This window comes from Nocardia sp. NPDC003979 (genome assembly GCF_053605015.1).
In genome coordinates this window covers 120,566-146,797 of the sequence record NZ_JBSGIJ010000002.1, presented here as the reverse complement: position 1 = coordinate 146,797, position 26,232 = coordinate 120,566, and the positions used below count along the sequence as shown (strand labels likewise).

At 69.0% G+C, this 26,232-nt stretch carries 29 protein-coding genes; 5 read left to right on the top strand and 24 right to left on the bottom strand.

What is annotated here, in order from left to right:
- Positions 1-3 precede the first annotated feature (3 nt).
- The 4 genes from ruvA to ACWEVR_RS04300 form a co-directional block, all read right to left on the bottom strand.
- On the bottom strand, positions 4-603 hold the full coding sequence (gene ruvA, locus ACWEVR_RS04315) for a Holliday junction branch migration protein RuvA (RefSeq protein WP_452465790.1): 600 nt from the start codon (positions 601-603) through the stop codon (positions 4-6).
- Positions 600-1,169 carry a crossover junction endodeoxyribonuclease RuvC gene (ruvC, locus tag ACWEVR_RS04310; RefSeq protein WP_452466148.1) on the bottom strand — a complete coding sequence of 190 codons (570 nt, stop codon included), beginning with the start codon at positions 1,167-1,169 and terminating at the stop codon, positions 600-602. The genes ruvA and ruvC overlap by 4 nt, the downstream gene beginning before the upstream one ends.
- 93 nt (positions 1,170-1,262) lie before the next feature.
- Positions 1,263-1,697, bottom strand: coding sequence for an acyl-CoA thioesterase (locus ACWEVR_RS04305; protein ID WP_452465789.1), 435 nt, complete (start codon positions 1,695-1,697; stop codon positions 1,263-1,265).
- Positions 1,698-1,737: 40 nt separating this feature from the next.
- The gene (locus ACWEVR_RS04300) at positions 1,738-2,109 is read right to left on the bottom strand and encodes a nitroreductase family deazaflavin-dependent oxidoreductase (protein WP_452465788.1); all 372 of its coding nucleotides are present in this window, start codon (positions 2,107-2,109) and stop codon (positions 1,738-1,740) included.
- A gap of 63 nt (positions 2,110-2,172) precedes the next feature.
- Here ACWEVR_RS04300 and ACWEVR_RS04295 point away from each other — a divergent pair, with 63 nt between their 5' ends.
- Positions 2,173-2,835 carry a TetR/AcrR family transcriptional regulator gene (locus ACWEVR_RS04295; protein WP_452465787.1) on the top strand — a complete coding sequence of 221 codons (663 nt, stop codon included), beginning with the start codon at positions 2,173-2,175 and terminating at the stop codon, positions 2,833-2,835.
- 75 nt (positions 2,836-2,910) lie between these two features.
- Here ACWEVR_RS04295 and ACWEVR_RS04290 read toward each other — a convergent pair whose 3' ends face one another.
- Positions 2,911-3,426 (bottom strand): O-acetyl-ADP-ribose deacetylase, encoded by a 516-nt coding sequence (locus ACWEVR_RS04290; protein WP_452465786.1) that lies wholly within the window; start codon positions 3,424-3,426, stop codon positions 2,911-2,913.
- A 107-nt stretch (positions 3,427-3,533) separates the two neighbouring features.
- Between ACWEVR_RS04290 and ACWEVR_RS04285 the strand changes: the two genes are divergently transcribed.
- Positions 3,534-4,025, top strand: a complete 492-nt coding sequence (locus tag ACWEVR_RS04285; protein WP_225280574.1) for an SRPBCC domain-containing protein — start codon at positions 3,534-3,536, stop codon at positions 4,023-4,025.
- Between the two features lie 54 nt (positions 4,026-4,079).
- Here the strand turns inward: ACWEVR_RS04285 and ACWEVR_RS04280 are convergent, their stop codons facing one another.
- The 3 genes from ACWEVR_RS04280 to ACWEVR_RS04270 form a co-directional block, all read right to left on the bottom strand.
- Positions 4,080-4,835 (bottom strand): YebC/PmpR family DNA-binding transcriptional regulator, encoded by a 756-nt coding sequence (locus ACWEVR_RS04280; RefSeq protein ID WP_067492941.1) that lies wholly within the window; start codon positions 4,833-4,835, stop codon positions 4,080-4,082.
- Positions 4,836-4,927: 92 nt separating this feature from the next.
- On the bottom strand, positions 4,928-5,539 hold the full coding sequence (pdxT, locus tag ACWEVR_RS04275; RefSeq protein WP_067492939.1) for a pyridoxal 5'-phosphate synthase glutaminase subunit PdxT: 612 nt from the start codon (positions 5,537-5,539) through the stop codon (positions 4,928-4,930).
- 38 nt (positions 5,540-5,577) lie between these two features.
- The gene (locus tag ACWEVR_RS04270; RefSeq protein ID WP_452465785.1) at positions 5,578-6,399 is read right to left on the bottom strand and encodes an acyl-CoA thioesterase; all 822 of its coding nucleotides are present in this window, start codon (positions 6,397-6,399) and stop codon (positions 5,578-5,580) included.
- 80 nt (positions 6,400-6,479) lie between these two features.
- Here ACWEVR_RS04270 and ACWEVR_RS04265 point away from each other — a divergent pair, with 80 nt between their 5' ends.
- Entirely contained in the window at positions 6,480-7,091 is a 612-nt protein-coding gene (locus tag ACWEVR_RS04265; protein WP_452465784.1) for a hypothetical protein, read from the top strand.
- 51 nt (positions 7,092-7,142) lie between these two features.
- On the opposite strand, the gene ACWEVR_RS04260 is transcribed toward ACWEVR_RS04265, so the two are convergent.
- The 3 genes from ACWEVR_RS04260 to ACWEVR_RS04250 form a co-directional block, all read right to left on the bottom strand.
- On the bottom strand, positions 7,143-7,643 hold the full coding sequence (locus ACWEVR_RS04260) for a hypothetical protein (protein WP_067636177.1): 501 nt from the start codon (positions 7,641-7,643) through the stop codon (positions 7,143-7,145).
- Positions 7,644-7,804: 161 nt separating this feature from the next.
- Positions 7,805-8,581 (bottom strand): inositol monophosphatase family protein, encoded by a 777-nt coding sequence (locus ACWEVR_RS04255; protein WP_452465783.1) that lies wholly within the window; start codon positions 8,579-8,581, stop codon positions 7,805-7,807.
- A gap of 40 nt (positions 8,582-8,621) precedes the next feature.
- Positions 8,622-9,356, bottom strand: coding sequence for a sulfite exporter TauE/SafE family protein (locus tag ACWEVR_RS04250; RefSeq protein WP_067492931.1), 735 nt, complete (start codon positions 9,354-9,356; stop codon positions 8,622-8,624).
- Between the two features lie 103 nt (positions 9,357-9,459).
- Here ACWEVR_RS04250 and ACWEVR_RS04245 point away from each other — a divergent pair, with 103 nt between their 5' ends.
- Together ACWEVR_RS04245 and ACWEVR_RS04240 are read left to right on the top strand one after the other, a co-directional pair.
- Complete coding sequence (locus ACWEVR_RS04245) at positions 9,460-9,915, top strand: prevent-host-death protein (RefSeq protein WP_452465782.1); 456 nt, start codon at positions 9,460-9,462, stop codon at positions 9,913-9,915.
- Positions 9,915-10,265 carry a hypothetical protein gene (locus tag ACWEVR_RS04240; RefSeq protein WP_452465781.1) on the top strand — a complete coding sequence of 117 codons (351 nt, stop codon included), beginning with the start codon at positions 9,915-9,917 and terminating at the stop codon, positions 10,263-10,265. Before ACWEVR_RS04245 ends, ACWEVR_RS04240 begins: the two co-directional genes overlap by 1 nt.
- Before the next feature lie 70 nt (positions 10,266-10,335).
- Here ACWEVR_RS04240 and pdxS read toward each other — a convergent pair whose 3' ends face one another.
- The 13 genes from pdxS to ACWEVR_RS04175 all read right to left on the bottom strand — a co-directional run bounded on the left by pdxS (position 10,336) and on the right by ACWEVR_RS04175 (position 26,048).
- A complete protein-coding gene (gene pdxS / locus ACWEVR_RS04235; RefSeq protein WP_174550208.1) occupies positions 10,336-11,256 on the bottom strand; it encodes a pyridoxal 5'-phosphate synthase lyase subunit PdxS in 921 nt (306 codons plus the stop codon).
- 173 nt (positions 11,257-11,429) lie between these two features.
- Positions 11,430-12,476 (bottom strand): NUDIX hydrolase, encoded by a 1,047-nt coding sequence (locus ACWEVR_RS04230; RefSeq protein WP_452466147.1) that lies wholly within the window; start codon positions 12,474-12,476, stop codon positions 11,430-11,432.
- Positions 12,476-13,600, bottom strand: coding sequence for a glycosyltransferase family 4 protein (locus ACWEVR_RS04225; RefSeq protein ID WP_452465780.1), 1,125 nt, complete (start codon positions 13,598-13,600; stop codon positions 12,476-12,478). The genes ACWEVR_RS04230 and ACWEVR_RS04225 overlap by 1 nt, the downstream gene beginning before the upstream one ends.
- Entirely contained in the window at positions 13,597-14,520 is a 924-nt protein-coding gene (locus ACWEVR_RS04220) for a phosphatidylinositol mannoside acyltransferase (RefSeq protein WP_452465779.1), read from the bottom strand. The genes ACWEVR_RS04225 and ACWEVR_RS04220 overlap by 4 nt, the downstream gene beginning before the upstream one ends.
- The gene (gene pgsA / locus ACWEVR_RS04215; protein WP_067636187.1) at positions 14,517-15,191 is read right to left on the bottom strand and encodes a phosphatidylinositol phosphate synthase; all 675 of its coding nucleotides are present in this window, start codon (positions 15,189-15,191) and stop codon (positions 14,517-14,519) included. Before pgsA ends, ACWEVR_RS04220 begins: the two co-directional genes overlap by 4 nt.
- A gap of 81 nt (positions 15,192-15,272) precedes the next feature.
- Positions 15,273-15,827, bottom strand: coding sequence for an HIT family protein (locus ACWEVR_RS04210; protein ID WP_067636189.1), 555 nt, complete (start codon positions 15,825-15,827; stop codon positions 15,273-15,275).
- Positions 15,824-17,881, bottom strand: a complete 2,058-nt coding sequence (gene thrS, locus ACWEVR_RS04205) for a threonine--tRNA ligase (RefSeq protein WP_452465778.1) — start codon at positions 17,879-17,881, stop codon at positions 15,824-15,826. The genes ACWEVR_RS04210 and thrS overlap by 4 nt, the downstream gene beginning before the upstream one ends.
- A 106-nt stretch (positions 17,882-17,987) precedes the next feature.
- Entirely contained in the window at positions 17,988-18,635 is a 648-nt protein-coding gene (locus tag ACWEVR_RS04200) for a (2Fe-2S)-binding protein (protein ID WP_452465777.1), read from the bottom strand.
- Positions 18,632-19,111, bottom strand: a complete 480-nt coding sequence (locus ACWEVR_RS04195) for a TIGR02611 family protein (protein WP_452465776.1) — start codon at positions 19,109-19,111, stop codon at positions 18,632-18,634. The genes ACWEVR_RS04200 and ACWEVR_RS04195 overlap by 4 nt, the downstream gene beginning before the upstream one ends.
- A gap of 32 nt (positions 19,112-19,143) precedes the next feature.
- Positions 19,144-21,366: a SulP family inorganic anion transporter gene (locus tag ACWEVR_RS04190; protein ID WP_452465775.1), complete on the bottom strand. Its 2,223-nt coding sequence runs from the start codon at positions 21,364-21,366 to the stop codon at positions 19,144-19,146.
- Positions 21,367-21,963: 597 nt separating this feature from the next.
- Positions 21,964-23,172 (bottom strand): vWA domain-containing protein, encoded by a 1,209-nt coding sequence (locus ACWEVR_RS04185; RefSeq protein WP_452465774.1) that lies wholly within the window; start codon positions 23,170-23,172, stop codon positions 21,964-21,966.
- A complete protein-coding gene (locus ACWEVR_RS04180; RefSeq protein WP_452466146.1) occupies positions 23,169-24,428 on the bottom strand; it encodes an AAA family ATPase in 1,260 nt (419 codons plus the stop codon). Before ACWEVR_RS04180 ends, ACWEVR_RS04185 begins: the two co-directional genes overlap by 4 nt.
- 129 nt (positions 24,429-24,557) lie before the next feature.
- A complete protein-coding gene (locus ACWEVR_RS04175; protein ID WP_452465773.1) occupies positions 24,558-26,048 on the bottom strand; it encodes a hypothetical protein in 1,491 nt (496 codons plus the stop codon).
- Positions 26,049-26,232: the final 184 nt, after the last annotated feature.

Here is a 26,232-nt window from a genome sequence, read left to right as displayed (position 1 = left end):
GGGTTACCTGTTCTTGCCGAGCAGACCGAGGGCGGCACGCAGGGCCACGGAGGTGGTGGCGGCGGGCTGGTCGGCCAGGACGGTGTCGACGGCCTGTTCGGCCTGCTTGGCCGGGAAGCCGAGGCCGATGAGCGCTTCGACGACCTGCTCGCGGACCGGGGTGACCGGGGTTTCGGCGCCGGGCGGTCCGGCCGGGACAGGCACCAGGTTCACCTTGTCGCGCAGTTCCACGACCATGCGTTCGGCGCCGCGCTTACCGATGCCGGGCACCCGGGTGAGGGCGGCGACGTTGCTCTCCGCCAAGGCTTTTCGCAGCGCCTCGGGTTCGAGGACGGCCAGGACCGCCATGGCCAGGCGTGGGCCGACACCGGACACGGTCTGCAGGAGGCCGAACAGGTCGCGGGCTTCGGTGTCGGCGAACCCGAACAGCGTCATCGAGTCCTCGCGCACGATCATGGCCGTGTAGAGGCGGGTTTCCTCGCCTCGGGTGAGGCTGGCGAGGGTGGCGGGGGTGGCGTTGAGGCGGTACCCGACGCCCGCGGCTTCGATCACCACATGGTCGAGCGCGATCTCGAGGACCTCACCGCGTACCGACGCGATCACCCGCGTACCACCTTCCGTTGTTCGGCGAGCCGTTGTTCGTAGCGGCGACGCACCTCGTCGGCCTTCGCCTGTGCGGCCGCCATCCGGTCGAGCAGCGGCGCCCGCCAACAATGACAGATCGCCAGGGCGAGCGCATCGGCGGCATCGGCCGGTTTCGGTGCGACCTGCAGGCCGAGGATTCTGGTCACCATGGCGGTGACCTGCGCTTTGTCGGCCGAACCGTTGCCCGTGACAGCCGCTTTCACCTCGCTGGGGGTATGGAACGCCACCCGGATGCCTCGCCGCGCCGCCGCCAGCGCGATCACCCCACCGGCCTGCGCGGTTCCCATCGCGGTGCGCACGTTGTGCTGCGCGAACACCCGCTCGATCGCCACCGCCTCGGGTCGATGGGTGTCCATCCACTCCTCGGCGGCATCGGCCACCGCCATCAACCGCAGAGCCAGCTCGCTCTCCGGCGGTGTCCGTACGACGCCCACGTCGAGGGCCACGACCTTACGGCCGGGACCGCTGTCCACCATGCTGAGCCCGCACCGGGTGAGCCCGGGATCGACGCCCATCACCCGCACCGGCAGCCCCTTCGAAGACACGAACAGTTGTTCGAAAGTCTAAAGCATTGCAGCACACCGTCCGACCAGCGACACGAGGGCCGGTCGCCGCCTTCAGGGGAGGCCGAGTAATGCGGGCTCGCTCGCCCGTTCGGCCCAGATGCGCTTCGGTTCGTGTAGGAGTTTGCGCTCGGTCAGGTCGAGCATGCCGCTCAGGTACGACACGGTGGCGGCGAGTTCGCCGTCGTCGCGGCGCAGTTCGTGTTCGACCCGGTAGGTCTTGCCGGTCCCCCACTCCCAGCGGCAGTCGACCTCGACGGTGTCGCCGGCGCGCAGCTCGCGCAGGTAGCGCACGGTGAGTTCGAGGTTCACCGGCCCGATGCCGTCGGCCAGCATGTCGGGTACCGACACACCGGCCGCGCCTACACACGCGAACCGTGCGTGGTCGGCGAACTGCTGATAGGCCGCACCCGTCACGTGTTGTTGCAGATCCAGATCGGAGACTCGCACCGGGATCCGAACCCGAAACGGCAGAGCATTTTCCGTCATGCGCGCCAGTGTGGCAGCGGGTTCCGACACGTTCCGGCCGTCAGCCCGCGCGGTCCATCCGCAGGAACTCGGTGATGCGCAGGACGGCGGGCGGTCGGGTTACATCCGTCGGCAGGATCCGGGAGGCTTCCTCGCGGTCGATCACGCGCGGGGCGGTGAGATCCACTTCGGTGCCGTCGACGCGCAGGCGGGCGCTGCCCGCGGCGAGGACATTGCGGACCCAGTCCGAACGGGAGCCGTAGACCAGGACGAACAGGTATCCGCCTTCGATCGGATGGGCGTCGAGCGGGGTGCGGTGGGTGACTCCGGATACGCGGCCGGTGTGGATGAGCACCGGCCATTTGCCGCTCGCGAGTGCTCGCGGGTTGAACACCCGCTTGTTCACCCGACCCCACCATCTCGGCATCGGCATCAGCGGCCTCCTTCACTCGTTCTTACACATGTAAGGCTGACTTACGGCTGTAAGATTGTCAATATGTCGACTCCCTCCACACGCCGACCGCTGAGCCGCGAACGGATACTGGAAGGCGCGATCCGGGTGGCCGACCGCGGCGGCGTCGAGGCGATCACCATGCGCCGGATCGCACAGGAACTCGGGGTGGAGGCGATGTCGCTGTATCACCACCTACCGAACAAGGACGCGGTTCTCGACGGGGTGGTCGACGCCGTCTTCGCCGCGATCGACCTACCGAGCGGGGACTTCGAGGATTGGCGAGCGGCGATCCGTTCGCGCGCGCATTCCGCCCGCGCGGTGCTGTCCCGGCACAGCTGGGCACTCGGACTCATGGATTCGCGGCGCAACCCGGGCCCGGCGACCCTGCGGCACCACGACGCCGTCCTCGGCATCCTGCGGCGAGCGGGCTTCTCGCTCCCGATGGCGGCCCACGCGATCTCGCTTCTCGACAGCTACGTCGACGGGTACGTGCTGCAGGAGGCGAACCTGCCGATCACCAACCCCGACGACCTGGAGGACGTGGCGGGCGGCATCCTCGACCAGTTGCCGACCGCGGAACTGCCCTACCTCACCGAGATGATCGTCGACCACGCCCTGCGACCCGGTTACGACCACACCGCCGAATTCGACTACGGCCTCGACCTGATCCTCGACGGCCTCGAATCACGTCGAGTCACGCAGTAGACCCAGCTTGCCTGCGGCACAGAGATATTCACGTACAGCGCAGTGCACCCCGGTGGTACCCACGGAGGCCCGCACTCAGCTGGTCGACAGAGCCGCGGCGAATTCGGTGAGCGCGCGGTCGTCGAACAGCACGAAGCGCACCTCGTCGACGGCCGTGTCGGCGGCGCGCACCGTTTCCACGGCAATGCGGGCGCCGTCGTCCATCGGCCAGCCGTAGATGCCGGTGGAGATCGCCGGGAACGCCACCGTGCGAGCACCCAATTCGTCTGCCACCCGCAGGGATTCGCGGTAACAGGAAGCCAGCAGGGCCGAGCGGTCCTCGGTCGCCGACCAGACCGGGCCGACAGTGTGGATCACCCAGCGGGCGGGCAGCCGTCCTGCTGTCGTGGCCACCGCCTGCCCCGTCGGCAGGCCCTTGCCGTACCGGGAGGCACGCAGGTCGCGGCACGCCGACAGGATTTCGGGCCCACCTTTGCGGTGGATCGCGCCGTCGACTCCCCCACCGCCCAGCAGCGAGGAGTTCGCGGCGTTCACGACCGCGTCCACGTGCTGTTCGGTGATGTCGCCGCGTACCGCCTCGATCCGAGTCATACCGACATTGTGCTGGTCACGCGAATATCCCCGCTACCTCATCGGGGGCGGCGTACCGTCGAGGTCGACCTGTTGTCCGAGGCGTTCGAGCGAGGGAGAACCGCGTCATGCCGATGCCGACCGGCGAGATCGTACCGACCGAAGACGGCCGCGACCTGGTGATCACCCGGTCACTGGCCTTACCGATCGAACAGGTGTGGGGACGGTTGACCGATCCCGACCTGACCGCCGGCTGGTACGGCACCTGGGAGGGGGAACCGGGCGCCGGGAACATGATCCAGGTGCAGTTGCGGTTCGAGGACGGGCAGCCCTGGACCGAGATGCGCATCGACGACTGCACCCCGCCGGTGCGGCTGGCCGTGTCCTCGGCCGACCAGATCGGGCTGTGGCGCATGGAGGTGACCCTGCTCGACACCGGCACCGCCACCCAGGTGCGGCTGGTCCACCACCTCACCTCGGAGTACCAGCTGGCCGAGACCTCGCAGATCGGCCCGGGCTGGGAGTACTACGCGGACATGTTCGTCGCCGCCTGCACCAACACCGAACGACCCGACTTCGCCGACTACTACCCGGCGCTGGCCGACCACTACCGGGAGTAGAGACACGAACCGCCCCAGCCGAATTCACGGCCGGGGCGGTACACGGGGGAAGATCTACTCGTCGTCGAGCTCGGCGGCGACCTCGTCGGAGATGTCGACGTTGGTGTACACGTTCTGCACGTCGTCGCTGTCTTCGAGGGCGTCGATCAGCTTGAGCACCTTGCGCGCACCCTCGGCGTCGACCGCCACCGACACCGACGCCTGGAAACCGGATTCGGCCGAGTCGTAGTCGATGCCCTTGTCCTGCAGCGCGGTTCGCACAGCGATCAGATCGCCGGGCTCGCTGATGATCTCGAAGGCGTCGCCGTGGTCGTTGACCTCTTCGGCGCCGGCGTCGAGGACCGCGTCGAGGACGTCGTCCTCGGTGAGGCCGTTCTTCTCGAGGGTCACCACACCCTTGCGGGCGAACAGGTAGGACACCGAACCCGGGTCGGCCATGTTGCCACCGTTGCGGGTCATCGCGACGCGCACCTCACCGGCGGCGCGGTTGCGGTTGTCGGTGAGGCACTCGATCAGCACGGCGACACCGTTGGGCCCGTAGCCCTCGTACATGATGGTCTGCCAGTCGGCGCCGCCGGCTTCCTCGCCGCCGCCACGCTTGCGGGCGCGCTCGATGTTGTCGTTGGGGACCGACGACTTCTTGGCCTTCTGGATGGCGTCGTACAGCGTCGGGTTGCCCGCCGGGTCACTGCCACCCGTGCGAGCCGCCACCTCGATGTTCTTGATCAGCTTGGCGAAGAGTTTGCCGCGCTTGGCGTCGATTCCCGCCTTCTTGTGCTTGGTGGTGGCCCATTTGGAGTGGCCGCTCATGCCCTACTTCCTTCAGGTCGGTTGCGCGTCTGCCCGGGCGGACAAGCTCGAACCAGCCTACTCGTGCCCGCCACGCCGGTGGACGCGGAGGTTCACCCTGCCTTGCGCACGAGGTCGACGAACAGCTCGTGCACCCGAAGATCACCCGTGACCTCGGGATGGAACGAGGTCGCCACGACATTGCCCTGCCTGGCGGCCACGATCCGGCCCTGTGCCGGGCCGTGCGGCACCCGCGCCAGTACCTCGACGCCGTCACCGACTCGCTCCACCCACGGCGCGCGGATGAACACCGCGCGCACGGGCGTGTCGAGGCCGCTGAAGTCGAGGTCGGTCTCGAACGAGTCGACCTGGCGACCGAAAGCGTTGCGGCGCACCGTCATATCGATGCCGGACAGGTGCTGGGCGTCGGGCCGGGTGTCGAGCACCTCGGAGGCGAGCAGGATCATGCCCGCGCACGACCCGAACGCGGGCAGCCCGTCGCGCAGCCGCGCGCGCAACGGTTCGAGCAGGTCGAAGGCCTGCAGCAGCTTGGAGATGGCGGTCGACTCGCCGCCGGGCAGCACCAGCCCGTCGACGGCGGCCAGCTCGGACTCGCGGCGCACCAGCACCGGTGCGGCGCCGCAGTGGCGCAGCGCGGCAACGTGTTCGCGCACGTCACCCTGGAGTGCGAGGACACCGATCGTCGGCGTGGATGTTGCGTTCACAGCCGCTGAGCTTACGAGCCCGGCCGGTGTGGGCGCGCTCACGCCTCGCGCGGCGTGCGGATGAGGCCTTCCTGCACGACGGCGGCGACCAGGTTGCCCTCGCGATCCCAGATCCGGCCGCCGGTGAGGGCGCGGCCGAAGCCCGCCGAGGGCGAAGACTGGTCGTAGAGCAGCCATTCGTCGGCGCGGAACGGGCGAAGGAACCACATGGCGTGGTCGAGGGACGCGTCCTGGGTCGGCACGCCGGGGTGGGTCACCTTCGACGAGCCGAGCAGCGTCATATCGCTCATGTAGGCGAGGGTGCAGACGTGGAACATCGGGTCGTCGGGCAACGCGTGCCGGTAGCGGAACCACACCTGCTGCGGGGAGACGGTGCCTTCCCGGCGGGCGACCTGGTCCTGCGGGACCGTGCGGATGTCCCAGTGCTCCCATTCGCGCATGGCCCACAACCGTTCCGGGCTCAGCGTGGTCTTGGCGTCGGGCAGGTTCTCGGGACCCTCGACCACAGGCATCACGTCCTGGTGCTCGGGGCCCACATCGCCGCGGTGGAAGGAGGCGGCCATGGTGAAGATCGCCTCGCCGTCCTGGATGCCGGTGACGCGGCGGGTGCAGAACGAGCGCCCCTCGCGGATGCGTTCCACCTGGTAGATGGTTGGCTCTTCCGGGTTGCCCGGGCGCAGGAAGTACCCGTGTAGCGAATGCACCTGGTAGGCGGGGTCGACGGTGCGCACCGCCGAGACCAGCGCCCGGCCCGCGACCTGACCGCCGAAGGTCCGCGTCAGCTGGGATTCCGTGGCCGCCCCGCGGAAGATGTCGCGTTCCAGCCGCTCGACCTCGAGCGCCTCTTCGATTGTCGCCATGCGGACGAGATTATCGCTAGGCGGACCGCACGGTTTGTCCGGCTCGGCGGCGCGCGGCGGGAATTTGCTGAAATGGGGTGGTGCCGTCGTTCACCCCCGTCTCCCCCACCACCCTGGCCCGCCTGGTCGCCGAGCGGGTCTCCGAGCTGCCCGGTCGCCGGGTGATTGCCGTCGACGCCGCCGATGCCGCCGAACCGGTCGCGTTCGCCCAGTTGGTCGCCGACACACTGAACGGGCAGGGCCGGTCGGCCGAGCTGGTGTCACTGCACGCCTTCGTCCGGCCCGCATCGCTGCGGATGGAGTACGGCCGAACCGACGAATGGTCTTATCGCACAGCATGGTTCGACTACGACGCGATACGCCGGGAGATTCTGGTTCCGCTACGGACCGTAGGGCGCTGGCTGCCCGCGCTCTGGGACGAGGCGGGCGACCGGTCGGCGCGGGCGGGCATCCGGACAGCTCCGGCCGATCTGGTGCTGATCGTGGCGGGCCCGATGCTGCTCGGCCGCGGACTCGACGTCGACCTGTCCGTACGGCTCGAGCTCAGCGAGCGGGCGGCACTGCGCCGCACCCCACCCGAGCACCAGTGGACCCTGCCCGCGTTGCGCGACCACGACGCCGAACATCCCGAGACCGCCACCTGGACAGTGCGCTGGGATCATCCGGACCGCGCGGCCCTGCGCACCGGCTGAAAACAGGCGAAAGCCCCGGCCGCAACGCGACCGGGGCTGCACGCGGCGCTATCAGGCGCAGGCGACCGACTGCTGGCCGAGGTTGGTGAGCATGGTGCAGGCCCACGACTTCTGGACCTTCCACTTGCCGTCCTCGGCGACGAACGGCACGTCGACCACATTGGTCTGGCCGTTGACGGTGAAGTTCGCCTTGGCGTTCACGCTGTCACCGAAGGAGGTCACCTCGGTGACCTGCACCTGGGCACCGGCATCGCGGGCGGCGACGGCCAGGCGGTTCGGCAGCTCGGGGTCGGCCTCGCCGCCCTGCACGAAGTCCAGCTTCTGCTCGTTGGGCACCGAGGGGTCCAGCGCGGTGTTGAGCTGGGCGTTGAGCTCTTCCACCGTCGGCACGGGGGGCAGGTCCGCGGCAGCGGCCGTGGTCGTGGCCGGAGCACTGGTCGTGGACTTGGCGGCGGGCTTGTCGCCCTTGTCGTCACTGCACGCACTCATTCCCAATGCGGCGACCACGGCCAGGCCTGCGATCGCCACACGTCCGGTCCTACGAAGCTTCATCCACTCGTCCTTTGCGTCGGGTCAACGGTTTTCGCCCTGTGGGCGCCAACGGCACGGTACCGGCGCCACACGACGCGGGCCACGGTGCCTCGGCCAGGACGCTACCCAGCGTTTTTGAGGAAAGTCTGAGACGTGCCGTACCGCGCCTGTGAAGGCCCCTTTCAGCGGAGGGCGAGCATCGCGTCGACGAGGCGGGCGTGGGTGTCGGCATCGACGGCGGCGATGAGCCCGTGCGGGGCGGAATGTAGTGGTTGACCTGCGATTCCGGTGACGACGCAGCCCGCCGCGCGGCAGATTTCCACCGCGCTGGTGAAGTGGACGTTGTCGCGCAGGTCGCCGCCGGTGACATAGGCGGCGCGTCTGCCCGCGGCGACCCAGACCAGGGCGAGCGAGGTGGACAGCACGCGCGGGTGGAAGTCGGCGGCGACGCTGTCGAGCAGGCGGGTGGGTCTGGACCACGGCAGCGGGTTGTCGAGGTCGATGTCGATCAGGCGGGTGGCCGCGTCGGGGCGCAGGACGGTGTCGGAGCCGTCGTGGCGGCGGTACGCTGTCTCGCCCGAGGTCCAGAACACCTCGCCGGTGAACGGGGCGCCGACGGCCGCGGCGCGAACGGTGGCCCCGATGCGCAAGGCGACGTTCACCGCGACGAGCTGTGTGCCGACCGCGAAGTTCCTTGTGCCGCAGAGCGGGTCGACGAACCAGGTGCGGTCGCTGCCCGGCGATCCCGTGGTGCCGGACTCCTCGGCGACGAACCGGTCGTGCGGACGGGCCGCGGTGAGGATCTCGAGGATCGCGCGTTCGGCGGCCAGGTCGGTCTGGGTGGCGAAGTCGTCGCCCTCTTTGGCGTAGCGGGTGACGGGTGCGTGGAACGACGACCGGATCACCTGTGACGCGAGTTCTGTTGCGTGGATTGCGATTTCGACATCGGAGTGGTGCACCGTTCTCAGGTTACGGAGTGCGGTGACGCCCGGGGCGGGTTCAGCGCGCCAGGTACACCGCGAGCCCGAGTCCGAGCACGCCGACGGTCACGCGCAACAGGTTCGGCGGGATCACCTTCACCACCGGCGGACCGCACCACCCACCGACGAGCGCCCCCATCGCCAGCCCGAGCGCCGCGAACCAGTGCACCGGTCCGAACATCGCGAAGCCGAGAGCCGCGACCAGATTGGCGATGCCGAGCAGGAAGCTCTTGAGAACCGATGCGCTCCACACGGATTCGGAGGTGCACAGCAGCATCATCGACAGGTAGATCACGCCCGCACCGGCCCCGAAGTACCCGCCGTACACCGAGATCAGCAGAATCCCCAGCGGCACGATCCACGGCGCGCTGAGCTCCCCCACATGCTTGCGAACAACCGGCTGCACCAGCAACGCGATCGACGCCGCCGCGACCAGGAACGGCACCACCACCTCGAAGGTCCCCTCGGGCGCCACCAACAACGCCAGCGCACCGAGCAACCCGCCCAGCGCCGACAACCCCGCCCACCACACGAGCGTGCGCCCCCGCCCCGTGAGTTCGCGCCCCGAATTGGCGGTAGCCCCCACCCCCACGGCCACCATCGCCACGGTATTGGTCACATTCGCCGTCACCGGCGGCAACCCCACAGCCAGCAACGCCGGATAAGAAACGATCGACGCCATCCCGGTGACGAACCCGATCAACCCGGTGAAGAATCCCGCGACGACCAGCAAGAAGAAGTCGAGCACGGTCACGTACCGACTGTACGGTACGCCCAATCGGCAGTGCCTCACGGGCGATCGCTGGGCCCTTGCGTGCACCCTGGACTTCCGAATACGTTCCGAATACGATGGATACATGCGCACGTCAGGCCTACCCGCCCGGACCCGACGCTCCTCGGACCTGAGCAAACACTCCGCCGAGGTCTTCGCCGAGGCCGAGAACCATCCCGTCACGGTGACCCGCCGCGACGGCGAGGCGCTGGTGCTGATGTCGCAGCGCGAGGCAGAGGGGCGCGCGCGCCTGCTCGAGTTCGCCGCGCAACTCATCACCGTCACCCTCGATGACAACGGCTCGCTCGCCGAGCGCATGTCCAAGGCATTCCCATGGATGCTCGCGCTGTCACCCACCGACCGAGACACCTGCGCACAGGACCTCGTGGACGCCGCCCGCGCATCGTTCTCCACCGACCAGCCGCATCTCGCGATCGCCGAACTGACCTCCTGGAAGGAGACGGCATCCGCGATCGCCGCCGGATTGGGCAGTACGGACCTGGAGTGGCTGGACGGCGACGACACGGTCGAGCGTCCATAGTGGCGGCCGCCAAGAAGGGCGAGTTGGTCCCACGCCCCGCACGAAAGACCGAGTACGAGATCCGCTTCGCCACCGCAGACGCTCAGAAGGGCTGGCGGGATCTGGTCGCGACCATCCGCAACCCGATGGCGGAAGCATGGGCCTTCCACTCGCGCACGCCGCTGTCCACGACACCGACCAACTACCCCCTCCGCGGCGAGCTGGGCACGATCTCACGCGGTGGAGCGCGGCACGAACGCTGGCAGCACAAGCCGACAGCAAAAGGCACCGCGCGCATCTGGTTCTACGTCCATGAGCACACCGTCTTCCTGGAACAGGTGCACACCAGCCACCCGAACGAAACGAAGTAGGCGTCGTTCTACGCGAATGGTGGGCGGCGCGTGATGCGCCGCCCACCGGGTTTGCTTGTGCCCGAAGGGATTACCAGCCGCGCTCGGCGAGGCGGTGGGGCTGGGGGATTTCTTCGACGTTGATGCCGACCATGGCTTCGCCCAGGCCGCGGGAGACCTTGGCCAGGACGTCGGGGTCGTCGTAGAAGGTGGTGGCCTTGACGATGGCGGCGGCGCGCTGTTCGGGGTTGCCGGACTTGAAGATGCCGGAGCCGACGAAGACGCCTTCGGCGCCGAGCTGCATCATCATGGCGGCGTCGGCGGGGGTGGCGATGCCGCCCGCGGTGAACATGACGACGGGCAGCTTGCCGGTCTGGGCGACCTCGCGGACCAGCTCGTAGGGGGCCTGGAGTTCCTTGGCGGCGACGAAGAGCTCGTCTTCGGACAGGGAGGTCAGGCGGCGGATCTCGGCGCGGATGGTGCGCATGTGGGTGGTGGCGTTGGAGACGTCACCGGTGCCCGCCTCACCCTTGGAGCGGATCATGGCCGCGCCCTCGGTGATGCGGCGCAGGGCCTCGCCCAGGTTGGTGGCGCCACAGACGAAGGGGACGGTGAAGTTCCACTTGTCGATGTGGTTGGCGTAGTCGGCGGGGGTGAGGACCTCGGACTCGTCGATGTAGTCCACGCCGAGGCTCTGCAGGATCTGCGCCTCGACGAAGTGGCCGATGCGGGCCTTGGCCATCACGGGGATGGAGACCGCGGAGATGATGCCGTCGATCATGTCCGGGTCGCTCATCCGCGACACGCCACCCTGGGCGCGGATGTCGGCGGGCACCCGCTCGAGCGCCATGACCGCGACGGCGCCCGCGTCCTCGGCGATCTTGGCCTGCTCCGGGGTGACCACATCCATGATCACACCGCCCTTGAGCATCTCGGCCATGCCGCGCTTCACGCGGGCGGTGCCGACGGTTGATGTGGTCTCGGGCGTAGTCACGGCATTCTCCTGGGTCATGTGCACCTAACGGGCAGACTGTGTGGTCTCCTGCGATTCTAGGTGGCCGCCGAATCAGGGTTCATAGCCAGTCGGAGCCCACTGGACTGGTCGCGACCTGGGCCGATACCGCCGACCGCCGCATCTGGACCGACTGCGGACCGCGCGGCGTGAGGCGACACACACGGTCCGAATCAGCGAATGGACCGGACCACCGGTTCGGTGTCGTCGGCGGCGGCGCCGATCGCCTCGGCGAGCAACTCGTCGAGGTGGTACGGGTACACCGCCTCGCCGGTGGCGTCGAGGGCGCGGATGTCGGCGGGCGTGCACCAGCGGTGGTCGGTGATGGTGCGCCGTTCCAGCGCGGTGAGGTCGGCGGGCCGCCAGGCGAAATTGGGGGCGCGCAGGACGAAGAACAGTTCTTCGGAGCGGATGAGTTCACCGTTGAACGGGAACACCGCGACCCGCCGCCACAGCGGACCACGCAACGCGGCCGGGTCGATCCGCTGCCCGGTCTCCTCGTACACCTCGCGCACCGCCGTTTCGCGCAGGGTCTCCCCCGGTTCCACGCCACCACCGACGGTGAACCAGAACGCTACCTCGGGAACCATCGGGTCGTGCCCGCGCAGCAGCAGCACCCGGTCCTGTTCGTCGAGCAGCACCACGCGCGCCGAGGTGCGGGTGGTGTGCACCTCGAGCCCGGTGGACGCGGCCGGTGTCGCGCGTTCGGTGATCTCGAAATAGGTCGGCAGCGGCGCGGTACCGCCGAGGTGCAGCCAGCGCACCGGCCGACGGGTGCGCAGGGCGAGGGTGTCGCGCACGGCGTCGTTGTGGAACCGGCGCGCGATGAGCACCCTGGCCTCGGCGTCGGCCAGTTCGGCGACGAGCTGGGGTCGCAGCTGACCGATGTCGATCGTCGACAGCGCGGCCGAGAGCTGGTTCTCGATGGTCTCGCGATCGCCCCGATCGGCGCGTTCGGCCCAGTCGGCCAGGGCGGCGAGCTGCCCGGCCCGCTCGGATCGCAGCGGGTCGGTACTCGCCGGGCCCGCGATGGCCATGGCGACCGCGCGCGCGACCACCGCACGCCGGGCCAGTGCCGCGTCGAGGGCCTGCCAGGACCGGTCCGAGCGCACGTGCAGCCGGTCGAGCCGGTTGGCGGTGGACGCCGCCCACACACCGAGCGCGAGCACGAACAGCGCGATCAGGCCGAGAACGAGGATCGCGGTCGCGGAGAAGGTGATCATCCGGCGGCCCGCACCCCGTTGTCGCCGACGGTGACGGTCTCGTACACGCGCAGGATCTGTTCGGCCACCACCGGCCAGTCGTAGGCGGCGACCACCTGGGTGGCGGTGCGCACCAACCGGTCGCGGGTGTCGTCGTCGGTGAGCAGGGTGTCGATGGCCTCGGCCAGTGCCACCGCGTCACCCACGGGGGTGAGCAGACCGGCGCTGCCGTCGCGCAGTACGCGGCGGAAGGCGTCGAGTTCGCTGGCCACGACCGGTGTGCCCGCCGCCATGGCCTCGATGAGGATGATGCCGAAGCTCTCCCCGCCCAGGTTCGGTGCCACGTACACGTCGGCGCTGCGCAGCGCGGCGGCCTTCTCGGCGTCGGAGACCTGACCGAGGAAACGCAGGTGCCCGGCGTGGGGGCCCGCCTCGCGGCGCAACCTGTCCTCGTCACCACGCCCGACGATCAGGATCTCGACGCCGGGATGGCGTTCGACGAGCGCGGGCAGGGCGGCGAGCAGCACGTCCATGCCCTTGCGCGGTTCGTCGTAGCGGCCCAGGAACAGCACTGTCCTGCCCGCGCGCGGGTAGCCGTCGAGCAGCGGGCCGCGCGCGAACGCCGACACATCGACCCCGTTGGGGATCTCCACCGCATCCGACCCGAGCGCCTCCACCTGCCAGCGCCTGGCCAGCTCCGACACGGCGATCCGCCCGCTGATCTTCTCGTGGTACGGGCGGAGCACACCCTGAAAAGTGCTGAGCACCAACGACTTCGTGGTCGAGGTGTGGAAGGTGGCCACGATGGGGCCCTCGGCGATCTTGAGCGCGAGCATCGACAGACTCGGTGCGTTGGGTTCGTGGATGTGCAGCACGTCGAAGTCGTTGCTGTCGATCCAGCGGCGGATGCGCGTGTAGGCCATGGGTCCGAACGACAGTCGCGCCACCGACCCGTTGTAGGGGATGGCGACGGCGCGACCGGCCGAGACGACGAAGTCGGGCAGCGGCGTGTCGTCGGAGGCGGGGGCGAGCACGCTCACCCGGTGCCCACGCTCGATGAACACCCGTGCCAGCTCGACCACGTGCGCCTGCACGCCGCCGGGCACGTCGAAGGAGTACGGGCAGACCATGCCGATCCTCACCGCACGTCACCTGCCTTGGCCGCGGCGATCCTGGCCAGTCGTTCCGGTGACAGATCGGCTTCCCACAGGGGCTGGAGCATGTGCCAGTCGGCCGGGTGCCGGGCGATATTCGCCGCGAACTCGTCGGCGAGCAGCTGGGTCGTCGCGGCCACGCCACCCGAGACGTCCAGCGGCGCACCGGCTTTCAAACCCCACCCTTCGGTGCCGTCGGCCTCGGTGGTGAACCAGGCGTGCACCGGCATCAGCGCGGCGCCGGTCTCGATGGCGAGTTTGGCCGCACCCGCGGGCATCCAGGTGCGTTCGCCGAAGAAGTTCACCGGCACACCGCGGCCGGTGAGGTCGCGTTCACCCATCAGGCACACGATCCGGTTCTGCCGCAACCGTTCGGTCAGCGGCACGAACGGTGGCTGTTCTCCGCCGGTCAGCGGAAACACCTCGAAGCCGAGGCTCTCGCGGTAGGCCACGAACCGTTCGAACAGCGATTCGGGCTTCAGCCGTTCGGCGACGGTGGTGAAGGTGTCGTAGTGCTGGACCAGCCACACCCCGGCCATGTCCCAGTTGCCGGAATGCGGCAGGACGAAGATGACGCCGCGTCCGGCTTCGAGGCCGGCGTCGACGTTTTCCAGGCCGTGGACGTAGTAGTCGATGGTGCTGTGGTCCATGCTCGGCAGCCGGAACGCCTCACGCCAGTACCGGGCGTAGGAACGCATGCTCGCCCGCATCAGGTCGTCGGGAACCTCCGCCGGTGCTACCCCGAGCACCCGGGCCAGGTTTCGGCGCAGCTGCCGCGGTCCGCCGTCCTTGGCCGCACGGTCGGCGCCGAAGTCGAAAGCCTTGCGCACCAAGGATTCCGGCGCCGAACGGACCAGACGCCACCCCGCCGCGTAGCCCCAGTCGCTGAGCCGTTCGCTGATGGTCACGACGCCGTCTCCCCTGCCTGTTGTTGCGGCGCGGGCGGGATCACCGTGCGCGCGCCCGGCGAGTTGCGCACCGCGAGCACCCGCTGGAACACGGTGACGGTGCTGAGCACCGCCAGCACCCACATGGCCACGTACACCGCCCAGGTGAGCCAGCCGATGCCCCAGTGTCCGCCGATTCCGGTGAGCCCGGCGCCGACGAGCACGATCACCAGCCGGTCCGGCCGTTCGATGATCCCGCCGTCGGCCGACAGCCCACTGGCCTCGGCCCGCGCCTTGGCGTACGAGATCACCTGCGAGGTGACCAGCACGATCAGCGTGGCGACGAACAGCTGCTTGCTGTGCTCGTGGTAGACCGCCCACCAGGCCAGACCGGCGAAGATCGCGCCGTCGGCCACCCGGTCACAGGTGGCGTCGAGGACCGCGCCGTACTTCGTGCCGCCGCCGCGGGCGCGCGCCATCGCACCGTCGAGCATGTCGAACATGACGAACAACCAGATGACCATCGTTCCCCAGAACAGGTGACCGCTGGGAAACAGCGTCACCGCCGCGACGATCGTCGCGGCGGTGCCGATGAGGGTCATCGTGTCGGGGGTGAGCCCGGTCTTGACGAGCGCTTTGCCCAGCGGCGCAGTCGCTTTGGCAAACGTCTGCCGCCCGAAGAAGCTGAGCACGGTGTCCTATTCCTCCTGCGCCTTGCGGGGCACCCGCACCCGATCGGCTGCGATGTGCGCGGCTTCGCGATGATCACACATCTACGCCTCCCATGCCTCCGCCAGCAATTGCCGCGTCTCACGCAACAACTGAGGCATCACCTTCACCCCGCCGACCACGGTGATGAAGTTCGCATCCCCACCCCAGCGCGGAACGATGTGCTGGTGCAGGTGGTCGGCGAGCGAACCACCGGCCACCCCGCCCAGGTTGAGTCCCACATTGAATCCGGCGGGCCGGGAGACCCGTTTCATCACGCGGATGGCCTGCTGGGTGAACGACATCAGTTCCGCGCTCTCGGCGGGCGTGAGGTCCTCCAGGTCGGCTACCCGGCGGTACGGCACCACCATCATGTGCCCTGGGTTGTACGGGTACAAGTTGAGCACGGCGTACACCTGCTCACCGCGCGCGATGATGAGCCCGTCCTCGTCCGACATCTTGGGGATGTCGGTGAACGGGTGCCCGGTGGCGTCCTTCGGCTTCACCTCGCCGGTGATGTAGGACATCCGATACGGCGTCCAGATCCGCTGCAACCGGTCGGGCCTGCCCGCCCCGGCGTCGACGATGGAGCCCGCCGACGCCTCGGCCTGTTCGCTCATGAGCTCGCCTTGACGATCTCGAAGCCCTCCGCGGTCGGTGAGGCGTTCTCCCGGTTGCCGACCCAGGCCACGATGGTGGCCACCGCGTCGTCGACGGGCACACCGTTCACCTGGGTGCCGTCGCGGAACCGGAAGCTCACCGCGCCGGACTCCACGTCGCGGGCGCCGGCCAGCAGCATGAAGGGCACCTTCTGCGCGGTCTGGTTGAAGATCTTCTTCTGCATGCGGTCGTCGCTGCGGTCCACCTGGGCACGCACACCGGCGTCGGTCAGCCGCTCGATCACCGAATCCAGGTGCGGCACAAAGTTTTCCGCCACCGGAATGCCGACCACCTGCACCGGGGAGAGCCACGCGGGGAACGCACCGGCGTAGTGCTCGGTGAGCACACCGAAGAAGCGTTCGATGGAACCGAAGAGGGCACGGTGGATCATCACCGGGCGCTGCTTGGTGCCGTCGGAGGCGGTGTATTCGAGGTTGAAGCGTTCGGGCAGGTTGAAGTCGAGCTGGATGGTCGACATCTGCCAGGTGCGGCCGAGCGCGTCCTTGGCCTGCACGGAGATCTTCGGGCCGTAGAACGCGGCGCCACCCGGATCCGGGACCAGCTCGAGACCGGAGGCCGACGCCACCTTCGACAGGGTTTCGGTGGCCTCTTCCCACAGCTCGTCGGAGCCGACGAACTTCTTCGGGTCCTTGGTCGACAGCTCGAGGTAGAAGTCGTCGAGGCCGTAGTCCTTGAGCAGCGACAGCACGAAGTTCAAGGTGGTGGTGAGCTCGCCGTGCATCTGCTCTTTGGTGCAGTAGATGTGGGCGTCGTCCTGGGTCATGCCGCGCACCCGGGTCAGGCCGTGGATAACGCCGGACTTCTCGTAGCGGTACACCGACCCGAACTCGAACATCCGCAGCGGCAGTTCACGGTAGGAACGGCCACGCGCCCGGAAGATCAGGTTGTGCATCGGGCAGTTCATCGGCTTGACGTAGTAGTCCTGGCCGGGCTTGCGCACGGTGCCGTCGTCGTTGAGTTCGGCGTCCAGGTGCATGGCCGGGAACATGCCGTCGCGGTACCAGTCCAGGTGGCCGGAGGTCTCGAACAGCGCGCCCTTGGTGATGTGCGGGGTGTTGACGAACTCGTAGCCCGCGTCGATGTGGCGCTGACGCGAGTACTCCTCCATCTCCTTGCGGATGATGCCGCCCTTGGGATGGAACACCGGCAGGCCCGAGCCGAGCTCGTCGGGGAAGGAGAACAGGTCGAGCTCGAGGCCCAGCTTGCGGTGGTCCCGGCGCTCAGCCTCGGCCAGCAGGTGCAGGTATTCGTCCATCGCCTCGGTCGATTCCCAGGCGGTGCCGTAGATGCGCTGCAGGTCCTCACGGTCCTGGTCGCCACGCCAGTACGCGGCCGAGGAGCGGGTGAGCTTGAAGGCGGGGATGAACTTGGTGGTGGGGATATGCGGGCCGCGGCACAGGTCGCCCCACAGCTTCTCGCCGGTGCGCGGGTCGAGGTTGTCGTAGATGGTCAGCTCGTTGCCGCCGACCTCCATGATCTCCGGGTCGTCGATGCCGGACTTGTCGCTGATGAGTTCGAGCTTGAACGGCTCACCGGCCAGCTCGACGCGCGCGTCCTCCACCTCGACCACGCGGCGCGAAAAGCGTTGCGCGCCTTTGATGATCTTCTTCATCCGGGATTCCAGCTTGGCCAGATCCTCGGGGGTGAACGGCCGCTCGACGCGGAAGTCGTAGTAGAAGCCGTCCTTGATCGGCGGACCGATGCCCAGTTTGGCCTCGGGGAACTCCTGCTGCACAGCCTGGGCGAGCACATGCGCGGCCGAGTGCCGGATCACGCTTCGCCCGTCCTCGGTGTTCGCGGCTACGGGCTCGACTTCGGCGTCTTCTTCGGGAACCCAGGACAGGTCCTTGAGGGCACCCTCGGCGTCGCGCACGACGACGACGGAGTCGGGGCCCTTGGTCGGCAGACCCGCTTCCCGCACCGCCGCGCCCGCGGTAGTCCCGGCCGGCACGGTGACGAGCGCGACTGGGCTGATCGGTGCAGAGGTGGTCACGGGAATGCTCTCCTTGACGTCGCGTTCTGTGGGGCGGACCCCACAGCGGTGCGGGCCATCCCCGCACCGCGCCCAACTCTACTGGGGGTGGGATGGATCCCGGGGATCAGGCTTGCGACAGCAAGGCCGTGCGCTCGGCGGGTGGGCGTTTGGGGCAACTGGTGCACATGGTGCAGGTGGGGACCTCGTAGACCAGGCAGCACGAGATCCGCTTGACGAACGTGCGGTCGGCGAGGGTGACGAAGCGTGGGGCGGGTAGCCGGGAACCGACCTCGGCGGCGAGCTTTTCGCCCGCTGCCCGGGCGCCCGCGTCGAGGGCCCGGTTGCCGATGGCGTCGGTGACGATCGCCCACAGGGCGGGCACCGCCGCCCCGGAAACCGCCGCTACCTGCGGGATCACGACTGCCAGCGTCTCGCGCAAAGCGGCACCCACAGCGGTGTCGCCGGGGGACGGCCGTCGCACGGCCTCGCGGGTGTCGCCCGACGCGGCGGGAGCGAAGGCGCGGAACCGCACTCGCTCCACTCCCCCGTCCGGGCGGATCTCGCACTCGAAGTCGTCGAGGGCTGCCAGCGGGGCCGGATAACCCTTCGCGTAGGCGGAGGTGATGGGCTCGACCAGCGCCGAGGCGACCATGCACCACCACAGGGTGCCGCCGACGCGCCGGGTCTCGGTGCCCCACGAGCGGCTCATCTCGGTGATCCTGGCCGATATCCAGGCGGGATCGGTGAGCGCGCGGCCGGGGGCCGTGCTCACGACATCAGGGGACTGCGCAACCATGGCCAATCGACTCCGATCCACCCGCCGACCATCGAATATGTGCCGAGCAGCCACAACGTCACGACGACGAGGGCGAAGGTGGCGACCGCGCCGAGTGTCTTGATCACCCAGCCGCGTGAGGTGTACCAGTCCATGACGATCCGGTACTTGCCACGCACCCAGGTGAGGGTGTGGTGTGCCCACATGAACTCGGTTGCCAGGATGCCGAAGCCCGCGAACACGAGCGCCCAGCCAGGTCCCGGGTACGGGATCGTGACGATCCCGACGATCAGCACCAACCCACCGATCACGCCGACGGCGACGCGGTAGCCGGCGTTCAGGATAGGGCGGGCGGCAATGCCTTCCCGGAAGGCGCGCCCGCGATCCTTGATCGCGTCCCACCGTCCGGGCGAGCCGGAGGCGGTGGCCACGGTGTCGGATTCGGCGCGGTCGGCGGTCGGCTCGCTGGTCATTGTCTCAGCCTAACGAGCCGACCGCCGGCCGGTCACAAACCGACGCCGAGGTCACCGTCGATGGTCCGGACACCGTCGGCGGTCACCTCGAGCACCCGGGCACCGGCGATGTCGAAGAACAGCCCCGACACGACCAGCCCACGCTCCTCGACGGCACGCCGCACCGCGGGATGACGACGCAGCGTTTCGACCTGTACGGCCACGTTCACCATGCTGAGCTGGTCGACCTCGTCGAAGCCCGCCTCCCTGGCCGCCCGGACCACCGGATGACCCGCGCGGAACCGCTCCAGACTGGCCTCGGCGTGCGCGAGCCAGGAACTGAGCCCGCCCTCGGCGTCGGCGCCGGTATAGACCGCCTTCATCGCCCCGCAGGCGGAGTGCCCGCACACCACCACCGAGCGCACGGCGAGTTCGTCCAGTGCGAACGCCAGTGCCGCCTCGACGGAGTGGTCGCCGGTGATCGGCACCAGATTGCCCACGTTGCGCACGGTGAACAGGTCGCCGGGACCGCTGGAGGTGATCACGTTGGGCACGATCCGTGAATCGGCGCAGGTGAGGAAGAACGAGTCGGGGTCCTGCCGGTCGCGCAGCCCGTCCAGGTGCGGCCGCACCACGTGGGCGTGGCTGCGATGGAAGGCCGACACACCGGCCCGCAGCGCGTCGCCGCCGGAGGCGCGGTGGCGCCACGGTCCGAGGAACTCGTCCCACACCTGCCGCCCGAAGCCTCGGGCGGGCGGCGCCGCGTCGGCACCGGCCATCCGCGCACTGCCGATCTCCACGAAATCGACACGGCCGCCGGAACTTTCCAGCTGACGCTGCCAGTCCTCGATGGCCTCGAAGGCGGCGTGGTCGAGGAAGTCGACGGTCATCTCCACCGTCACCTCGGCACCGGCGGGCACCTTGGCCAGTTCGGAGGACAGCTTGGGCAGTGCGAGGAAGGTGCACGATCCGTCGATGCGGACCAGCCAGCGCGCCCCCACCGGCACCGCGCTCACCTGCACACGCACCACCCGCCACAGCAGCAGTGCGAAGGCGAGCCCGAGCCCGAGCAGCACGCCCTCCAGCAGGTTCAGGAATACGACGCCGAGCACCGTGACCAGGTAGATCAGCAGGTCACCGGTACGTTTGGCGGACCGGATGTGGGCGATCTTCACCAGCTGGATGCCGATCACGATGAGCAGACCGGCCAGCGCGGCCATCGGGATCTGCTCGACCAGCCCGACCAACGCCACGGAGAACACCAGCACCCAGACACCGTGCATGATCGCCGAGGCACGCGAGCGCGCGCCCGCGGCCACATTGGCCGAACTGCGCACGATCACACCGGTGATCGGCAGGCCGCCGGCCAGGCCCGAGAGCACGTTCGCCGAGCCCTGGCCGACGAGTTCACGGTCGAAATCGGTGCGCGGACCGGTGTGCATCTTGTCGACGGCGACCGCCGAGAGCAGGCTCTCCACGCTGGCGATGAGCGCGATGGTGAGCACCATCATGGCCACGCCCGCCCAGTTACCCGAGGGCAGCTGCGGCAGTTGCAGGGCGTCGAAGATCGAGCCGTCGAGGACGATGCGGTCGATGTCGGTAAACAGGAACGAGATCAGTGTGCCGACGACCACCGCGACGAGCGGGCCGGGCACCGCGCGCAAGGCCGGTGGGACGTACTTCCAGCCGAGCATCACCGCGATCACCACGGCACCGACGAGGGCGCCGCCGCCGTGCACGGACAGCAGCTGACCGGGCAGTTCGACGAGATTGCGCCATGCGCTGCTGTGCGAGGAACCGCCGAGCAGCACGTGGATCTGCTGCAGCGCGATGGTGATTCCGATACCCGCGAGCATGGCGTGTACCACGACGGGCGCCACGGCGAGGGCGGCGCGCGCGATCCGGCTCAGCCCGAACAGGATCTGCAGCACACCGGCGGCGGCGACGATGAAACAGGTTGTCCGCCAGCCGAACTGGGTAATCGATTCGGCAACGACGACGGTGAGTCCGGCGGCGGGACCACTGACCTGCAGGACCGAACCGCCGAGCGAACCGGCGACGATACCGCCGATCACGGCGGCAACGAGTCCGGCGGCGACCGGCGCGCCGGAGGCGACCGCGATGCCGAGCGACAACGGCAACGCGACCAGGAAGACGACAATGGAGGCGGGCAGATCGTGACGCACTATGTTCTGCAACCGCGATGGGCGGGACGGGTTTTCGGGTAGCGGCGCGACCTCGGGCTCGGGCGGAGCGAGATCTTGATCTACGGACATGTCTCTCCTTCGCGCAGGGAACCCCGGTGCGACGGCGAACCGGGAAGGAATGGCATCGGTGATCAATCTATTGGTAAAGATTTGGCAAAACCAGTGTGCCGCAACAACAGTGGGAGTGGCCATAAACTTGTCACCATCGTGTTGTGGCCCACAGCAATTCGCTATCGGTGAGCCGGGACACACCACCCCGCCGCCGTGACGCGCCGAATGGCCGTAACAGTATGCGGCAGCGCAGAATTCACAACATCCGAACCATTGACGGTAGCCATCATTCTCCTTCGCCGGAGCGGTGAGGCGTCCGGTTCATCGGTCGAACATGCACTGGCAACAGACACTGAGCTGCGAGAAGAGCCCTCGGAAACGGGCCGCGATCAATAGTAAAGACTTACCCAAGCTCGCGAAAAGGTTCTGACCCGAATTGCTACGTAACTGTGATGTGTGCCACAGATTGCAGTGGGTCTGCTGCCTCCCGCTGATGCCGCTGGCGGCTCTGTTGTTCACCGGGCTGTTCATGCTGGTCTCGCCGATTCGGGCACGCCGCACCGCCTGATCGAGGACTCACGATGGACAGGCGGGCGGCGACACCGCGCGATGACCTCAGCCGATCTGGACCACTCTGGCCCAAGCGGGCGGCCGGTCGGGCACGTAGTACGGATCGTTCTCCGACACAGCACGTTCCCGGCGGAACAGGCCGACGACGGTTCGGCAGGACGGGCGCGCCGACGGCCACGGTGTCTGGCCGTCGGTCAGTGCGACGAGGACGTCCGGTCGGGTGCGCAGGGCGCGGGTGAATCCGGTCCGCAGGTCGGTTCCGCCGCCTCCGATGAGGGTGATTCCCTCGGCGCGGCACACCGGGTCGGCGATGCGGGCGGCGGCGTCGCACGACCACACGGTGAGCAGGTCGTGGCGGCCACCGAGGGTGCGGGTGATCGCGGCGACTTCCAGTAGGGCACTGCCCAATTCGTCATCACTGACCGACCCCGACGTATCGATGATCACCCCCACCCGTGGCGGTGTCCGGCGCAGACTCGGCAGCACCACCCCCGGCAGGCTCGCCGCGCGCCTGGCCGGTCGCCCGTACCGGTAGTCGGCACCCGCGCCCGCCGCGGTCGCCGCCGAGCGCAGGGCCGCGCCGAGCAGATCACGCCACGGCTGCGGTGGGTGCAGCGCCTCCTTCGCCCAGCGCCGCCAGCCCGCGGGTGCGTCGCCTGGTCGGCCGATGATGGCCTGGGCGACGCGGAAGCGCACCGCGTCGCGTTCCTGGGTGTCGAGCCCGTCGGCGCCGTCGGGGCCGAGATCCCACGGGCGGTCCGCCCCGTCGGCACCGCTGCCGCAGTCGAGCCAGGCCATGTCCTCGGTGAGGCGACCGAGGCGGAACTGCCGCAGATATTCCTCCATCAGTTCACCCTCGGCCAACCCCAACCGTGCGGGCGTGACCGCGCCCTCGGGCACGACGAGGCCGTCGCCGAAGGCGTCGTCGTTGATCTCGGCGTCGGCGGCGATATTGCGGCGCAGTTGCTCGGCCGGTCCGTCCAGATTGTGTGCTAGGGCGAAGCGTTCGCCGCGCTCGTGGTGTTCGCGCAACAGGTGCGAGACCTCGTGAACCAACACTGAGGCCAGTTCCTCGACCGGTGTGCGGTCGACGAAAACCGGTGCGACATAACACCGCCAGTACCGGTCGACGCCCATCGTCGGCACCTGCCGTGATTCGACGAGGTGCAGGGCGAACAGCGCGGTCGCCAGGTAGGGCCGGGCCCGAACCGCGTGCAGGCGGGCGGCGTAGAGCTTGTCGATGTCGAAGCTCATCGGCTCACCTTCGCCGCGACGCGGGCGGCCGCCCGGTCCGCGCGTTGCGAGATCGACACCACGCCCGCGAGTTCCTCGATCGCGGCGGGCACCACCCAGTCGTCGCGGCGCAGGGTGGCCAGGGTGGTGGCGGGCACGACCACCAGGTCCGGGGCACCCGTCCGGACGGCCCGCACCAGCAGTGCCCAGGCCGCGTCCCATCGCGCCCGGTTCGGGTGGTTGCGGACGGCGGCGACGACGCCGTCCAGGACCACCTGGCGCAGATCGCCTCGCTCGGGCAGGTCGGCGGCCGCCGGGTCGGCGAGCAGGATTTCCGGGTCGGGCAGGTCCATCCGGTCCATGCTGGTGAGCAGTTCGAATCCGGGTCCGTCACCGACGGTGCCGCGGATCAGCTGTGCGAGGACCTCGCGGTCGGCGCCCGCTGCAGTGGCGAAGGCGATCAGCCGCATCGTCATCTCCCAGCTGCGCGGTGAGGCCCACGCCCCGCCCCGCCGTGTTTCGGTCGTCGGCAGCTGGTGTGCGAGGGCGGGGCGTGCGATGAGGAGCGCACAGACCGATCGGCGCGCGAAAGCGACTGCCTCCGAGAGCTTTTCGGGGGCAAGTCGCGGCAGCTCAGCCTTCGGCCAGGTGCCGCCGAGACCGCGTACGACCACCTCCGGGTCGTGGGTCCAGTGCAGATGTACGAAACGGTTGGCCAGTGGCGGGCTGAGTTCCCAGCCGTCGGCGGCGGACGACCTAGGGTTCGCCGCCGCGACGATGCGCACTCCCGGAGGCAGCCGCAACGCACCGACCCGCCGTTCGAGCACCAGCCGCAACAGCGCCGCTTGCACGGCCGGTGGGGCGGTGGACAATTCGTCCAGGAACAGCAGCCCGCGGCCGGCCTGTGCGAGCTGCACCGCCCAGTCCGGCGGTGCCATGGGTACACCGTCGACGGCCGGGTCGGCGCCGGGGATCGGCAGACCCGAGAAGTCCGACGGCTCGTGCACACTCGCGATGACGGTGGTGAGTGGCAGGTCGAGGGATTCGGCGAGCTGGGTGAGCGCGGCGGTCTTGCCGATCCCTGGTTCACCCCACAGCAGTACCGGCAGATCGGCGGCGACGGCCAGGGTGAGCGCCTCGAGTTGCCGATTGCGGCGTGGTTCGGTGGTGGTGCGGCCGAGCAGGTTCAGGAGTTCGTCGGCGACATCGAGTTGGGCGGTGTGCGGTCCGGGCGCGGTCGATTCAGCTCGGCGGTCGGTTGATGCCGGATCGGGCATCGGGGCCGGGAAGGTCGCGTCGTACTGCGTGGACAGATCGGAAAATTGCACAGTCATGAATCACCTTGGGGGTGTGAGAGTTCGGGTGCCTGACGGGTTCACTGCGCGCCGGTGAGCCCGGCGGCAGGGTCAGGAAAGGACGTGGCGGTTGTCGTGGCGGGCCAGGCGCTGGAGGAGCTTGCGGTCACGTCCGTGGCGCAGCCCTGCCCGTTGCAGGCGGTCGGCGAGGGTGCGCGGGGCGTCCTTGCCGAGACCCGCGAAGATCTCGGATCGATACAGGCCGTAGGTGATCCGGCGGCGTACCGCCCGGTCGATGGCGTCGCGCAACGGTCCGTCCCGCAGCACGGCACCCGGGCCGAGCAAATCCTCGACGACGGTCAGGGCTCCGGCGGTGTCGCCGTGGTCGAGACGTTCACGGACACCGTCGATCCAGTCGGGTCGGCGATGCGCCGCATCGATCACGCGCAGGCACGGCAGGGCGACACCGGTCAAAGCCACCAGGAGTTCCTCCCGCTCGACCTCGGCCGGGTCGTGGTCGAGCGCGCTGAGCGCCCCGTTCACCAAGCCGATCCGATGCGTCTCACCTCGGCATTCGACGAGGTGTGTTCGTGGGGGCGAGTTCCGCGTTCGGGTGGGCGACCGTTCCGCCGTCGGGTCGAGCGCCTCGGCGACCAGCGGGTGGAGTCGGTCGGCGGTGATGGCGCCGGCGCGCAGGAGGTCCAGGTCGGGAAGCGTCCAGGTGGCGGCATCGGGCAGGATCGGCAAGGCGGTCAGGCGACCGCGCGGGTGGTCCGTCACGATTCGCACGACCGGACCCCACCCCGGCGCCGGTTCTCCCGATGCTGCCGGTGCGGGTTCCACCTCCAGCACCACATGGCGTCGAGCACCGAATCGGACCAGTACCCGCTGGGACGACGCTCGTTCCGCGCCCGCGGAAACCGGCTGTGCCGAAGCCTTCTCGGCGTGTGACGCCATCGGCTGCTGCTCCGCGCGAAGCAGCCGGACTGCCTCGGCGGCCCACTGCTCGACCGCACAATTCGTCGGCACGGTTTCGATCAGCCCTCGATAGGCGGGCGAGGTCGCGCCGGCGGCGAATCTCGCCGCGACACCCGGATCACCCGGCGATGCTCCGCACCGCATCCCCAGTTCCCCGGCGCGGCGGGCGTCCCAGAGGTGGCGGTGCAGGTCGAGTCGGTAGCGCCGATTCGGTCGCGGGTGCGGGTGCAGGCTCGACCCGGTGTCGGAGCCGTCCCATATGGCGAGGCTGATGCGCTGACCTGCATCGGCCCATGCCGGTGCCGTCCGCACCACCAGATGCACGAATCCGTCTCGGCCATAGGATGTTTCGCTCGCGTATCGAGCCAATGCCAGCGTCAGGCCCGGCCGGAGCAATCCGTCGGGTGCGACTCTGGGCAGGTGCCAGCGCAGCAGATCCGGGGCCAGATATCGCAGGTCGGTACGCACCCGAGCGGCGAGTTCGCGGCCGTGTTTCCGGGCCAGCGCACGCAGATCGATATCGGCGTCGACGTGTGCCGCAGCGCAGGCCCCCGCCCAATCGCCGACACCGCGCCGAGCGGTGGCCGCATCGATCATCGTCGGTGGGACGGCGAACTCGCGCACACGTGACCAGAGGGCGAGGCGGGAATCGAGCGAACAGGAAGCCGGTTCCAGGACCGGCGAGGGGCTCAACGGCCCGGGCGCAGGACGCCCTTTCCACTTGTCGTCATCAGCCGAGTATGCACAATCGGCCGCCAGGCGACAAGCGGCAGCGGCGATCCCATCTCTCGGCGACCGCGGTGATCTG